This window comes from Pseudomonas sp. CFII64, from assembly GCF_000416235.1.
Taxonomy (GTDB): domain Bacteria; phylum Pseudomonadota; class Gammaproteobacteria; order Pseudomonadales; family Pseudomonadaceae; genus Aquipseudomonas.
The window spans coordinates 1-12,415 of record NZ_ATLO01000018.1 but is presented as its reverse complement, the minus strand read 5'-3'; the positions used below and the strand labels follow the sequence as shown (position 1 = coordinate 12,415).

Below are 12,415 nucleotides of genomic sequence, written 5' to 3'. Positions count from 1 at the left end.
AATACGCCGACCTGGGCATCGAGAGCTTCATCTTCTCCGGCTACCCGCATCTGGAGGAAGCCTATCGCTTCGCCGAACTGGTGTTCCCGCTGCTGCCGGAACCGTATCGCAGCCTGGCCGGACGCGGCATCACCAACCTGACCGGACCGTTCGGCGAAATGATCGCCAACGATCTGCCGCCGCAGAAGTAGAACCCGAGACACGCTCACCCGCCGGTGCTGACAAAGGCTGCGATTGAACAATGACATCGCAGCCTGTGTGCCCATACGCGCCGGCAGACCCCAGGCCTGACGTGAAGACCGACCGTCCGGCGCTGCAACTTTGAGGTTATCCATGACTGCAACACTGCAAAACACCCTGGTATCGCCCCTGGAAACTGCCCGACAACTGGCAATCGAATTCGCTCGAACGGCGGTGGAACGTGATCATCAGGGCGGCACCCCCGTCGCCGAGCGTGATGCCTTGCGCCAAAGCGGTCTTTTGTCCTTGAGCATCCCGCGTCAGTTTGGCGGTCAGGGTGCGACCTGGCGTGAAACCTTCGAAGTGGTACGCGAGTTCGCCAGAGTCGACAGCTCGTTGGCCCACGTTCTGGGGTTCCATCACCTGATGCTGGCCACGGTCCGCCTGTTCGGCAAGCCTGAGCAGTGGCAACCGTGGTTCGAACTCACGGCGAGAAAAAACTGGTTCTGGGGCAACGCGCTGAACCCGCTTGATACCCGCACCGTGGTCAAGAACCTGGGCGGCTGGCGTGAGTTTTCCGGCAAGAAAAGCTTCTGCTCCGGTGCCAACAATTCAGAGATGCTTATTGCCTCGGCAGTAGACCCGCAAGCCGGCGGCAAGCTGCTGATCGCCGCGCTGCCCAGCGCACGCTCGGGAATTACCCTGCATAACGACTGGGAGAACATGGGCCAGCGTCAGACCGACAGCGGCAGCGCGACGTTTGAGCGGGTCCGGGTCGAGGAATCGGAACTGCTGCTCGATCCGGGTCCGTTGAGCACACCGTTTGCCTGCCTCAGACCGCTGATCGCGCAACTGCACTTCGCCAATATCTTTCTGGGTATCGCCGAAGGCGCCTTTGAAGAAGCGCGTAAATACACCCTTGAAGAGAGCCGACCCTGGTTCAAATCCACCGCATCGAGGAGCAGCGAAGATCCTTACGTGCTTAACCACTTCGGTGATTTCTGGGTAGGTCTTGAAAGCACCCGCGCCCTGTTCGAACGAGCTGTCGACAACCTGGACGCCGCCTGGGCCAAAGGTTCGCAACTGAGCGTGACTGAACGGGGCAAACTGGCAGTAGATATCGCTACGGTAAAGGTTGCAGCCAGCCGTAACGGCCTGGAAATCTGCAACAAGGTCTTCGAGGTTACCGGTGCCCGCTCCACCCATGCATCCGTGGGTCTGGATCGCCACTGGCGAAATCTGCGTACCCAAAGCCTGCATGACTCGCTGGACTACAAACTCAATGAATTGGGCAATTGGGCATTGAATCAAGCTCTGCCCGAACCGACTTTCTATTCGTAGGGAAAACCGCCATGCAATTGCTTACCCTACCGCCCTCCCCGGCACTGGCGACCTCGATCCGCGCCACCGCGCAGGTATTCGAAGACCCGAAATCACGCGCCTTGCTGGCCCACCTGCAACAAATCGCGCCCAGCGAGGCCAGCGTGCTGATCATCGGCGAAACCGGCACGGGCAAGGAACTGGTGGCTCGCCATATCCATAATCTCAGTGCCCGTCAGAACCGGCCGTTCATTGCGGTCAACTGCGGGGCTTTTTCCGAGTCGCTGGTGGAAGCCGAACTGTTCGGCCATGAAAAAGGCGCGTTCACCGGAGCCCTGAGCGCCAAGGCGGGCTGGTTTGAAGAAGCCAACGGCGGCACGCTGTTTCTTGATGAGATCGGCGATTTGCCGATGCCGATCCAGGTCAAGCTGCTGCGAGTGCTGCAGGAACGCGAAGTGGTCCGCCTGGGGTCGAGAAAAAGCATTCCCATCGACGTGCGCGTGCTGGCCGCCACCAACGTGCAACTGGAGAAAGCCATTAATGCCGGCCACTTCCGCGAAGACCTGTTTTACCGTCTGGATGTGGTCAGCCTGGAACTGAGCCCCCTGCGCGAGCGTCCGGGGGATATTCTGCCGCTGACCCAGCACTTTATTCAGACCTACAGCCAGCGTTTGGGCTATGGCCAGATCCAGCTCACTGCAGACGCCGAACGACGCCTGAAAGCCTATGGCTGGCCGGGAAACATTCGCGAACTGGAGAACGTGATCCACCATACGCTGCTGATTTGCCGCGATGGCATCATCCAGGCCCAGGACCTGCGCATGTCCAACATGCGGATCGAACGTCAGGACGACAATCCTGCCAGCGACAACTCGGCCCAGGCCCTGCTGGACCGGGCGTTTCAGAAGTTGTTCGAGGAGCAGGCCGGAGCCCTGCATGAACAGGTCGAAGACTCGTTGCTGCGCGCAGCCTATCGCTTCAGCCACTACAACCAGGTGCACACCGCCAATCTGCTGGGGTTGAGCCGCAACGTTACCCGTACACGACTGATCAAGATCGGTGAACTGGCGGTCAACAAACGGCGCCCTGCACAGCCTGTCCAGGGCGACCGGATGTTGCACCTGTCGATTTAACCTTGCGCTATCAACAGTTCGCCGTTCCCAGGTAGTAATTCTGGATGTCCTCGCGTCCGGCCAACTCGGCCGCCGCGCCGGAGTCGACCACCCGACCGTTCTCCAGTACATAGGCAAACTGCGCGTAATCCAGAGCCAGGTTAATGTTCTGTTCAGCCACCAACAGGCTCAGCCCTTCGTCGCGATTGAGTCGGGCCAGAATGTCAAAGATCTCTTCGACCACCTGTGGCGCAAGGCCCATGGACGGTTCATCGAGCAACAGCAGGCGCGGCTCGGACATCAATGCCCGGCCGATCGCCACCATTTGTTGCTCGCCCCCCGAGGTGTAACCCGTCAAGCGCTTGCGCAGCAGACGCAGCCGGGGAAAGTAGCCGTAGACTTTCTCCAGCCTGGCCTTGAGTTCAGTGCGTGAAGGTCGCGACACGAACGCCCCGATCAGCAGATTCTGCTCGACGCTCAAGTGAGTGAAGCAGTGTCGCCCTTCCAACACTTGAGCCAAGCCCGCCCTGACCAGTGCGGCCGGGTCGGAGCGCGCGATGGATTGCCCAAGGTAGAGAATCTGACCACTGACCACTTCACCCCGTTCGGCGCGAACCAGATTGGAGATCGCCTTGAGGGTCGTGCTTTTGCCCGCCCCGTTGGCACCCAGCAGCGCGACCATCTGGCCTTGGCGCACCTGCAGGCTGATCCCGCGCAGCGCGAGGATGGATTGCTCGTAAAACACCTCGACCTGCTCCGCCGACAGAATGGTTTCGGCGGACAGGCTGGCGTGCGGGATCTGGCTCATCAGGACTTATTGCTCCTTACTGCAATCGCGAGGGGTGATGCCTTTTTCCTTGGCATACTGCGCGGCGGAGGCTTCGATGATCGGCCGCAACAAGGCACGGTCAGCCTGCACCCAGTCGCTGATCAGGTTCCAGCGCTGCCCATCCCATTGCTGAAAGCGCACCGCACCGCCACCTTCATGGTCGGCGCAGGACAGTTTCAAGGGTTGAACCAGTCCCTGGGCGCCTAACGCTTGCAGGCGAGCGTCGTCCAGATTCAGGTGTTCGAAGCCCCAGCGTACCTGCTCGCCGGTGAGCGGCTTGTTACCGAATCTGGCTTGCGCAATACGCAATGCCTCGACATTGAGAATGCCGTTCACAACGCCGAGGTTGTAGTAAACGGTGCCGAACCGCTTGGCATCGGCCAGGTTGCCCTGGCCCTTGTCGAGCACGGCTTTCTTTATGCCTTCCAGCACCGGGAAATTCGTGCCGGACGGGTGGGTCGTGATGGAAATGAAGCCTTTGGCGGCGGCGCCGGCAGGGATCACGTCTTCTTCGGAGTTACTCCAGATATTGCCGATGATGTGATCGGCGGGGAAACCTGCCTTCTGTGCTGACTTGAGAGCCACCGGATTCATCACGCCCCAGCCACGCAGGATCACCCAGTCTGGTTTGAAACGACGGATGTTCAGCCATTGCGATTGCTGTTCGTTGCCGGGATGCGGCACTTCCAGGGCGGTCAATTCAAACCCGTAGTTTTTTGCCAGGGTTTCCAGCACAGCGTTGGTTTCCTTGCCGTATGGCGAGCCGTGGTAAAGCACGGCGATTTTCTTACCTTTGAGGGATGCCACGCCACCTTCGCGCTGACCGATGTAATTGACGATGGCCGAAACTTCCGAATACGGGTTCAACTGCAACGGGAAAACATACGGAAATACGCTGCCGTCAGTGGAGTCGGTACGCCCGTGGTTGATGGTGATCAATGGCAGCTTGTCGGCAGTCGAGCGTTCCAGAGTCGCGTAGGCAATCCCCACCGACAGCGGATTAGTGGCTGCGGCCGGGGCGCCATTGAGGCCACCTTTGAGGCGTTCGTAGCATTCAACGCCCTTCTCGACCACGTACTCGGTTTCGCATTCCGACCAGGTCAGCTTGACCCCGTTTACCCCGCCGTTGTCGTTGATGTACTGCATGTAATCGATAAATCCACCGAAAAAACCGGTGCCGCCTGCGGCGTAAGGCCCGACCCGATAACTCTGCAAGGGAAAGTATTGCTCGTTGGCCGCTTGCGCCGTTGCCGCCAGTCCAGAGCCCAGAAGGGCCAGACCAAGTGCCAGGCGTTGCAGGTTTTTCCGGTGGTTCATAGGCAGGTTCCTTTAAGAGTGCACGTGGCGTTTGTTGTGAGAAATAGGTCGATCAATAACGCAGCGGCCAGACTCGCGCGCGCTGCCGAAAGCGCTGCCAGAGGCGCGCCAATCCTTCCGGTTCCTTGATGAGAAACGCGATGATCAAAGCCCCGAAGAGCATCTTCTGGATATTTTCCAGCTGCCCGGAATCGACCAGGCCGACCGGCAGCAAAGCGCTGAGATTGCCCAGCAGGATGGGAAACAACACGATGAACGCCGCGCCGAGGAAGTTGCCGGCCACACTTCCCAGCCCGCCGATAATGATGATGAACAGCACCTGGAACGAACGGCTCAAGTCAAAGCCGTGTGGCTCGACAGTGCCCAGATAGGCGAATGCCCACAGCGAACCGGCGATGCCCAGATAAAAGCCGCTGATGGCGAAGGCCAGCAACTTGGCCTTGAACAGGCGGATACCGATGACCGCAGCAGCGGTGTCCATGTCGCGCACCGCCATCCAGTTGCGGCCCAATTCACTGCGCACCAGATTTTTGCCGAGCCAGAACAACAGCACCACCAGGCTCAGGGTCAGCAGGTAACGCCCTGCAGGAGAGCTGAAATTCAGCCCGGCAATGATCAGCGGTGGCGAGGTGATGACCCCTGACGCGTTGTCATTGGTGAACCAGCTGAATTTGGTCAGCACCCACTCCACCACGAACTGTGCAGCCAGGGTCGATACCAATAGATAGAAACCCTTGATGCGCAGACTGGGCAGACCAAACAGCAGGGCTACCGCCGCCGCGACCACACCGCCCAGGGCGAAACTTAGCAGCAGTGGCATCCCCGGTATCCGCAATTGCAGGTTGTAGGCGGCAAAGGCCCCGACTGCCATGAACGCTGCCGACCCCAGGGATAATTGCCCTGCGTAGCCGGTCAACAAATTCAGGCCCAGACCGGCCAGCGACAGCACCAAAAACGGAATCAGAATTGCGCTGAACCAGTAGTCGTTGCCCAGCAACGGCACGCCGATGAAAGCAAAGGCCAACAAGGCCAACAGCCCGATCCGGTCCTGGCGCAAGTGAAAGATGCGGCGCTCCGCTGAATAACTTGTGGCGAGCTGTCCGGCTTCTCGATAAAGCATTGGGATAATCCTTACTGAAAGTCAGACACGTTCGATTGCCCGCTCGCCAAACAGGCCGGCAGGACGAACCAGCAAAAACAGCAACGCCAGCACATAGGGCACCCAGTTTTCGATGCCGCTGCCGATGACGGGGCCGAGATAGATTTCGGCGAGTTTCTCCGCGGCGCCGATGATCAAGCCACCGACAATCGCCCCGCCAATCGAGGAAAATCCGCCAATGATCAATACCGGCAGCGCTTTGAGCACCACCAGCGACAGGGAGAATTGCACCCCCAGCCGTGCGCCCCAGAGCAGCCCGGCGACCAGCCCGACAAAACCGGCCACGGCCCAGACCACCGCCCAGATGCGCGGCAGCCGGATACCCACCGCGAGGGAAGCCAGCGGGTCATCGGCCACCGCGCGCAAGGAAAGGCCGATGCGGGTGCGGTTGAACAACAGAGACAGAGCTATCACCAGCGTGGCAGCGGTGCCGGCGGCGAACAGATCGAATTGCGACAGCAGCATGCCGCGAATCTCCAGCGGCTCATCGGGAATGCCCAGCTCCAGGCCGTGGACCTGCGCGCCCCACAGCGCCTGGGCCAGACCTTCGATCATGTACGACAGGCCGAGGGTGGCCATGAACAGGATGATCGGCGGGCGATTGACCAATGGCCGCAGCACCACTTTTTCGATCAGCAAGGCCAACGCCACCATCGTGGCGAGGGTCGCCACGAATGCCCACCAGAATGGCAGGCCGCGTTCCAGCAGGCTGACAAAGGTCAACGCGGCGAACAGCACCATGGCACCCTGAGCAAAATTGAACACACCCGAAGCCTTGTAGATCAGCACGAAACCGATGGCCACCAAGGAGTACATGACCCCGGCCAGCAGGCCGCCGATCAGCACTTCGAAGAAAAATTCCATGGCTTATTGGCTCCTGGCCGATTGCGAGCGGCGGGTGCCGAGGTAGGCGGCAATCACGTCCGGATTGCTGCGTACCTGCTCCGGCGTGCCATCGCCGATCTTGCGGCCGTAATCCAGCACCACCACATGATCGGATAGGCCCATCACCACGCCAATGTCATGCTCGATCAGCACCACCGTGGTACCCAGCTCGCGGTTGATGTCGCGGATGAACTGGCTCATTTCGCGTTTTTCTTCGGCGTTCATGCCGGCCATTGGCTCGTCCAGCAACAGCAAGCGAGGCTCGGCGGCCAATGCACGAGCCAGCTCCACCCGTTTTTGCAAACCGTAGGAGAGCTTGCCCACCAGGGCATGGCGCCACGGATGAATACGCAGGAACGCGATGATCCGTTCGGCGTGCCAGCGTTGCTCGTCGTCTTCAGCCGGAGCACGACCGACGCGCAGCATTTGCTCCAGCCAAGTGCTGCGACGTTTGAGATTGCGGCCGGTCAAGACGTTGTCCAGCACGCTCATGCCCTTGAACAAGGCGATGTTCTGGAAGGTACGAGCGATGCCATCCTCGGCCGCCTGGTGCGGACGCATGCGGCGTCGGGTCTGGCCGGCATAGCTGATCGATCCGCTTTGTGCCTGGTAAACACCGTTGATTACGTTGAGCAAGGAACTCTTGCCCGCGCCATTGGGGCCGATCAGGGCACAAATCTCCCCTGCGGCGACCGAAAAACTGATCGAAGTGATGGCCTTGACGCCCTTGAAGGACAGCGAGATGTCGTCCAGGGCGAGTAATGTCGATGGGGCAACTGCATTCATCAAGAAAGGCTCATCAGGCAGGTTGGGGAGATACGGACGCCGGCAAATCGGCCGGCACATTGGCATTCGCGACAGCGCTCAGCGAGCGCGGCTCAATTCCCAGCGCACTGAAAAACGCGGTGCTTTGCGGGGTCAGCGGCTCGCCCACCAGCAAGGGTTTGCTCAGGCGACTCATGCCCAGCACATCCAGCAGCGGGCGACGAATCAGCCAATGCCCCAACCAGCGTCGCAAGACACCGGGCGCGGGATTCATGGCCCAGCGATAAAGCACGTGACTGAGGCTGCCCGGCAGCGGTCGGCGTTCCCGAGCCCAGAGTTCAAGCCGCGCATAGGACTCGCGGGTGCCCAGCACCAGCGTCGGACCCAACTCCCGACGGTCGTTATCCCGGGTGCTCAACCCTTCGGGAAAATTCAGGCAGAAACCTGCCACCAGCCAGGGCGCCAACAGATAACGGGCCTGACCACTGGTGGCAAATACCCTGGCGGCCAGCGCCTGCTCGTGATTATCCAAGCCCTGAACGTCTATCAGTTGTCGCGCGCCGAGGAGCAAATCCCTGTGACTGAGCTCCTGGCGCAACAAGCCATTGATAGAGGGAAATATGAACGCATGGGTGGTGGCATTCACGGCGGGACGAGGGGGTTCGGCGTGCACACCGTCCAGCAGTGCGGCGTAGGCGACCAGGCCTTTGTCCGGCGCGGTGCTCAACCCACGCTTGTCGAGAAAGATCAAAACTCCCGGCGGCGCGCTGCGCAATTGCCCAACCGCCTCCAGACCTTCGGCAACCGCGAAGTCGGGTGCCAGAGCCGCCAGCAAATCCCGGTTATCCACGGCGGGATCCAGCAGACTGACGCTGCCGCCCAACCAATGCGCCGCCAGCGCCAGCAACAGGGCTTCAGCCCTGGCCTCGCTAATGATGAGCAGATCATGGCTGGCGCCAAACCCTTTCTGATGCAGGGCACCAGCCAGGCGACTGACTTCCACGGCCAGCTCGCCCCAGCTGCGGGTCTGCCAGATGCCGAGTTGTTTGTAACGCAGGGCAATCTGCGCGCCACGGTTCTGGGACTGCTGTAACAAGGCGTGAGGCAATGACTGGGGCATGTGGCGCTTCCGTTGAGAAAGAATCCATGGAGCTCATGGAGCTATAGCAGCGTCCGTGCCAGCTCATAAATATGTTGTTTATCAACCACCTGATGACTGATCAGGCAGCGCTTGGCTGTATCTGGCCAGCACAGCATGTTGAACATCTGTTGCCCCACCAACAGCTGCCGTACATGTCAAAATCCACGGCAGCCGGCAGCATCAGGCGGAAACGCTTGCACCCTGTTCCTGCCTGGCAGCTTCCAGTTCGCGGACCAGCGGCAGCACGCGCTCGCCGAAGTAAGCAACTTCCTCCTGGAAATGCAGGAACGCCGACAGCACCAAATCCACACCCACTGACTTCAACTCCACGATGCGCTCGGCAATCTGCTGCGGTGTACCGATCAGGTTGGTCTTGAAGCCATCGTTGTATTGCACCAGGTCCTGAAAGGTCGATTTAGCCCAGTTGCCCTCGCCTTCGGGGCTGGCCTTGCCGGCCTGTTTGGCGGCATCACCGAAAGCATTGACCGCTTCCGGGTCGGCCTTGTCGATAATCTCGGCCAACACTGCGCGCGCCTCTTCTTCAGTGTCCCGCGCGATGATGAAAGCGTTGACGCCGACCTTTACCGAATGTCCGTTGAGCGCCGCCTTGGCACGAATGTCATCGACCTGAGCCTTGATGCCCTCCACGGTATTACCGTTGGTGAAATACCAGTCCGACACCCGCGCCGCCATGTCCCGCGCGGCCCGTGAACTGCCGCCCTGGAAGATTTCCGGGTGGGGCTGCTGGATAGGCTTGGGCTTGAGGTTGTAATCATGGAAGCGATAGAAATCGCCCTTGAAGGTGAAGTTGTCAGTGGTCCAGATGCCCTTGAGGGCGCGAATGAATTCCTCAGAGCGGCGATAGCGTTCGTCGTGCTCCAGCCAGTGCTCGCCGATGGCCGTGAACTCACCCTTGAACCAGCCGCTGACGATGTTCACTGCCACCCGACCGGCCGTGAGCTGATCGATGGTCGCCAGTTGCTTGGCGGCCAGCACAGGATTCCATGGCCCTGGCAAAATCGCTGCGATGACCTTGAGCTTTTCGGTGGCAGCCAGCAGCGCATGGCTGAAAGCGACTGACTCATGCTGGAACTCGGCACCGTAACCTGCAGTGAAACGGATCTGGGTCAGGGCGTACTCGAAACCGGATTGCTCGGCAATCTGCGCCAGTTTGCGGTTGTAATCGATGGTCCAGCTGGTGCGCTGTTCGATTTTGCTGACGACCAGGCCGCCGCTGACATTGGGCACCCAGTAGGCAAATTTGATGGGCTGCTGACTCATGGAGAAACTCCTCGGTTGGAAAGCCCCGAACGTCATTGCATCCGGGATTGAATATCTTCACCGGAGCAGCAAACGTGCCATTGTCATAAGTCCATTCAGATCAAGCACTTGCGGATAACTCACAAAACATTGCGCTGTACTGTTTGCTGACAAGCTGTTGAGCAACTGTCTGCCAGGCAACAGATGCATTTCAGGCTATCTGGAAAAAACCATTAAAATCAACACGTTGTAATCAGGCACAAAGCGTGCAGTGCTCCAGCGACTCAATCCGGTGGTCTGACCGCCGATCACATTGCACTCAGGAGCACTGCATGACTCAGCCCACAGTCACAAACCCACTGTCCCTTGGAGCCGATTACGAAACCCTGGCCAACCGCTTTCGGCCGATTTTTCGTGAGATAAGCGCGGGTAACGTGGAGCGCGAGAAAGCTCGTACCCTGCCCTACGAGCCGATTGCCTGGCTCAAGGAAGCCGGTTTCGGCGCCGTTCGCGTGCCCACCGAATATGGCGGCGCAGGCGCTTCGGTGGGTCAACTGTTCCAACTGTTGATCGAGTTGGCTGAAGCCGACTCGAACATTCCACAAGCCCTGCGCGCGCACTTTGCGTTTGTCGAAGACCGTCTCAACGCGCCACCTGGCGCTGATCGTGACACGTGGTTCGCGCGGTTCGTCGCGGGTGATCTGGTGGGCAACGCCTGGACTGAAGTTGGCGCAGTGACAATTGGCGACGTGATCACCAAGGTCAGCGCCGAAGGCAACGGATTTGTGCTCAATGGCGCCAAGTTCTACAGCACCGGCAGCATCTTCGCTGACTGGATTGACGTGTACGCACAACGGGCCGACAACGGCGCCGATGTGATCGCTGTCGTCCAGGCGCGTGACCCCGGTGTGCGCCACAGCGATGACTGGGATGGTTTTGGTCAACGCACAACCGGCAGCGGCACTTCGGTCTATAACAACGTGCCGGTGAATGCCGAGCATGTCATCCCGTTCGAACAGCGTTTCAAATACCAGACGGCGTTCTATCAACTGGTCTTGCTGGCGGTGCTGGCGGGCATCGGGCGCGCCATCGAACGCGACATTGCCCAGGAGGTTCGCGACCGCAAACGCGTGTTCAGCCATGGCAATGGCAACAGCGTGAGCAACGATGCCCAGGTCCAGCAAGTGGTCGGGCAGATTTCGGCGCAGGTCTATGCTGCCGAAGCCGCGACCGTGCGTTCGGCCGAACCGCTGCAACGCGCCTACGTGGCTCGTTTCGGCAACGATGCGCAGGTTGAAAAGGACGCCAATATTGCTGCGGAAATCGAAACGGCCAAGGCTCAGGTGATTGTTTCGGAATTGGTCTTGCGCGCCGCATCGGATCTGTTCAACGCCTTGGGCGCTTCGGGTGTCAGCGTCAACAAGGCGCTGGATCGCCACTGGCGCAATGCGCGCACGGCGGCTTCGCACAACCCGTCGATCTACAAAGCGCGGATTGTCGGTGACTGGCGCATCAACGGCACCGAACCGCCGTACGTCTGGCAGATCGGCAACGGCGCAGGAAAGCCCTGATCGAGCAGGTTCAGAGCAAAGCGCCGCACGTCTCGCGGCGCCTCATTCACAAAGTCAGTTCGGCTTGCTGCGTAGGGGAGATAGTGAAACCGACTCGTTAACTCGGAAATCGAAGGGTGATGCGGAACGCTTATGGAATAATGCGGAACGTTTAGCCTTTAGACAGCAATGAGCCACCAAACCCCAGATACGAAAAAGCCCCGAATTTTCAGGGCTTTAGCGTTTCAAAAGTGGCGGAGACATAGAGATTCGAACCCTTATCTAAGGTACCCCCCTGTTAGCAACAATCGAAGGCCAAGGCGGGTTTGGTTTGCGCCACCATAATTTCGAAGAGCAACCATCAATGCCGAGAGCTCGTCCATTCGAAGAAACGGATTGTGCGCGACCGGAGGTTTGGGGAGAGCGACAACATCAAGGTCTGAAGCCGGGTTATGTTCCAGCCCCTCGATCTTCACCAGCGCATAGCGGAACAATTGGTTAAACCAAGTCCGGCATTTTTCGGCGGTCGTTAAGGCCTTGCGCTGTTCGATCCTGCTCAGTAAATCCAGCAGATCGTGACGATTGATATCGTAGATGGACCGCCCGCCCAGGGTGGGCAGGACGTCTTTATTGAAGATTCTCAAGATCTGCGAGAGCGTGCTCTGGCGTCCTTCCTTCAGGCTCAGCCTGCGGAAGTCTACCCACTGATTGAACACGGCCTCGAAGGTGTGCTCCCTCGCAGCATGAACAGCAAGTCGCTGTTGTTTACGATGCTCATAGGGATTGATGCTCTGGGCAACCAAGGCGCGCGCCTCATCACGTCGAGTACGTGCATCTTTGAGGGAGATTTGCGGGTAACTGCCCAAGGACATGCGCTTCTGCTTGCCTGCCCAGTAG

At 59.4% G+C, this 12,415-nt stretch carries 10 protein-coding genes and 2 pseudogenes; 4 read left to right on the top strand and 8 right to left on the bottom strand.

Annotated elements, in window-relative coordinates; genetic code table 11:
• The 3 genes and pseudogenes from CFII64_RS10050 to CFII64_RS10040 all read left to right on the top strand — a co-directional run.
• Nucleotides 1-191: pseudogene (locus CFII64_RS10050) on the top strand (alkanesulfonate monooxygenase); the annotation flags it as partial.
• Nucleotides 192-333: 142 nt separating this feature from the next.
• The gene (locus CFII64_RS10045; protein WP_020290676.1) at nt 334-1,521 is read left to right on the top strand and encodes an acyl-CoA dehydrogenase family protein; all 1,188 of its coding nucleotides are present in this window, start codon (nt 334-336) and stop codon (nt 1,519-1,521) included.
• Nucleotides 1,522-1,532: 11 nt separating this feature from the next.
• Nucleotides 1,533-2,633 carry a sigma-54-dependent Fis family transcriptional regulator gene (locus CFII64_RS10040; RefSeq protein WP_020290675.1) on the top strand — a complete coding sequence of 367 codons (1,101 nt, stop codon included), beginning with the start codon at nt 1,533-1,535 and terminating at the stop codon, nt 2,631-2,633.
• Nucleotides 2,634-2,643: 10 nt separating this feature from the next.
• Here CFII64_RS10040 and CFII64_RS10035 read toward each other — a convergent pair whose 3' ends face one another.
• The 7 genes from CFII64_RS10035 to sfnG form a co-directional block, all read right to left on the bottom strand.
• Entirely contained in the window at nt 2,644-3,420 is a 777-nt protein-coding gene (locus CFII64_RS10035) for an ABC transporter ATP-binding protein (RefSeq protein WP_020290674.1), read from the bottom strand.
• 6 nt (nt 3,421-3,426) lie between these two features.
• The gene (locus CFII64_RS10030) at nt 3,427-4,758 is read right to left on the bottom strand and encodes an ABC transporter substrate-binding protein (protein ID WP_020290673.1); all 1,332 of its coding nucleotides are present in this window, start codon (nt 4,756-4,758) and stop codon (nt 3,427-3,429) included.
• A gap of 52 nt (nt 4,759-4,810) precedes the next feature.
• The gene (locus CFII64_RS10025) at nt 4,811-5,878 is read right to left on the bottom strand and encodes a branched-chain amino acid ABC transporter permease (protein WP_020290672.1); all 1,068 of its coding nucleotides are present in this window, start codon (nt 5,876-5,878) and stop codon (nt 4,811-4,813) included.
• A 21-nt stretch (nt 5,879-5,899) separates the two neighbouring features.
• Nucleotides 5,900-6,781 carry a branched-chain amino acid ABC transporter permease gene (locus CFII64_RS10020; protein WP_020290671.1) on the bottom strand — a complete coding sequence of 294 codons (882 nt, stop codon included), beginning with the start codon at nt 6,779-6,781 and terminating at the stop codon, nt 5,900-5,902.
• A gap of 3 nt (nt 6,782-6,784) precedes the next feature.
• Complete coding sequence (locus CFII64_RS10015; protein WP_020290670.1) at nt 6,785-7,588, bottom strand: ABC transporter ATP-binding protein; 804 nt, start codon at nt 7,586-7,588, stop codon at nt 6,785-6,787.
• Nucleotides 7,589-7,601: 13 nt separating this feature from the next.
• Nucleotides 7,602-8,687 carry an AMP-binding protein gene (locus tag CFII64_RS10010; RefSeq protein ID WP_020290669.1) on the bottom strand — a complete coding sequence of 362 codons (1,086 nt, stop codon included), beginning with the start codon at nt 8,685-8,687 and terminating at the stop codon, nt 7,602-7,604.
• Between the two features lie 201 nt (nt 8,688-8,888).
• A complete protein-coding gene (gene sfnG / locus CFII64_RS10005; RefSeq protein WP_020290667.1) occupies nt 8,889-9,989 on the bottom strand; it encodes a dimethylsulfone monooxygenase SfnG in 1,101 nt (366 codons plus the stop codon).
• Between the two features lie 311 nt (nt 9,990-10,300).
• Here sfnG and CFII64_RS10000 point away from each other — a divergent pair, with 311 nt between their 5' ends.
• Entirely contained in the window at nt 10,301-11,539 is a 1,239-nt protein-coding gene (locus CFII64_RS10000; protein ID WP_020290666.1) for an acyl-CoA dehydrogenase family protein, read from the top strand.
• 269 nt (nt 11,540-11,808) lie between these two features.
• Here CFII64_RS10000 and CFII64_RS09995 read toward each other — a convergent pair.
• A pseudogene (locus CFII64_RS09995) lies at nt 11,809-12,415 on the bottom strand (integrase arm-type DNA-binding domain-containing protein); the annotation flags it as partial.

Bases quoted from the DNA above. Each gene is read 5' to 3' on its own strand.
- CFII64_RS10000 (WP_020290666.1), top strand. From the start codon at position 10,301: ATGACTCAGCCCACAGTCACAAACCCACTGTCCCTTGGAGCCGATTAC.
- CFII64_RS10010 (WP_020290669.1), bottom strand. From the start codon at position 8,687: ATGCCCCAGTCATTGCCTCACGCCTTGTTACAGCAGTCCCAGAACCGT.
- CFII64_RS10035 (WP_020290674.1), bottom strand. From the start codon at position 3,420: ATGAGCCAGATCCCGCACGCCAGCCTGTCCGCCGAAACCATTCTGTCG.
- CFII64_RS10020 (WP_020290671.1), bottom strand. From the start codon at position 6,781: ATGGAATTTTTCTTCGAAGTGCTGATCGGCGGCCTGCTGGCCGGGGTC.
- CFII64_RS10045 (WP_020290676.1), top strand. From the start codon at position 334: ATGACTGCAACACTGCAAAACACCCTGGTATCGCCCCTGGAAACTGCC.
- sfnG (WP_020290667.1), bottom strand. From the start codon at position 9,989: ATGAGTCAGCAGCCCATCAAATTTGCCTACTGGGTGCCCAATGTCAGC.
- CFII64_RS10025 (WP_020290672.1), bottom strand. From the start codon at position 5,878: ATGCTTTATCGAGAAGCCGGACAGCTCGCCACAAGTTATTCAGCGGAG.
- CFII64_RS10040 (WP_020290675.1), top strand. From the start codon at position 1,533: ATGCAATTGCTTACCCTACCGCCCTCCCCGGCACTGGCGACCTCGATC.
- CFII64_RS10015 (WP_020290670.1), bottom strand. From the start codon at position 7,588: ATGAATGCAGTTGCCCCATCGACATTACTCGCCCTGGACGACATCTCG.
- CFII64_RS10030 (WP_020290673.1), bottom strand. From the start codon at position 4,758: ATGAACCACCGGAAAAACCTGCAACGCCTGGCACTTGGTCTGGCCCTT.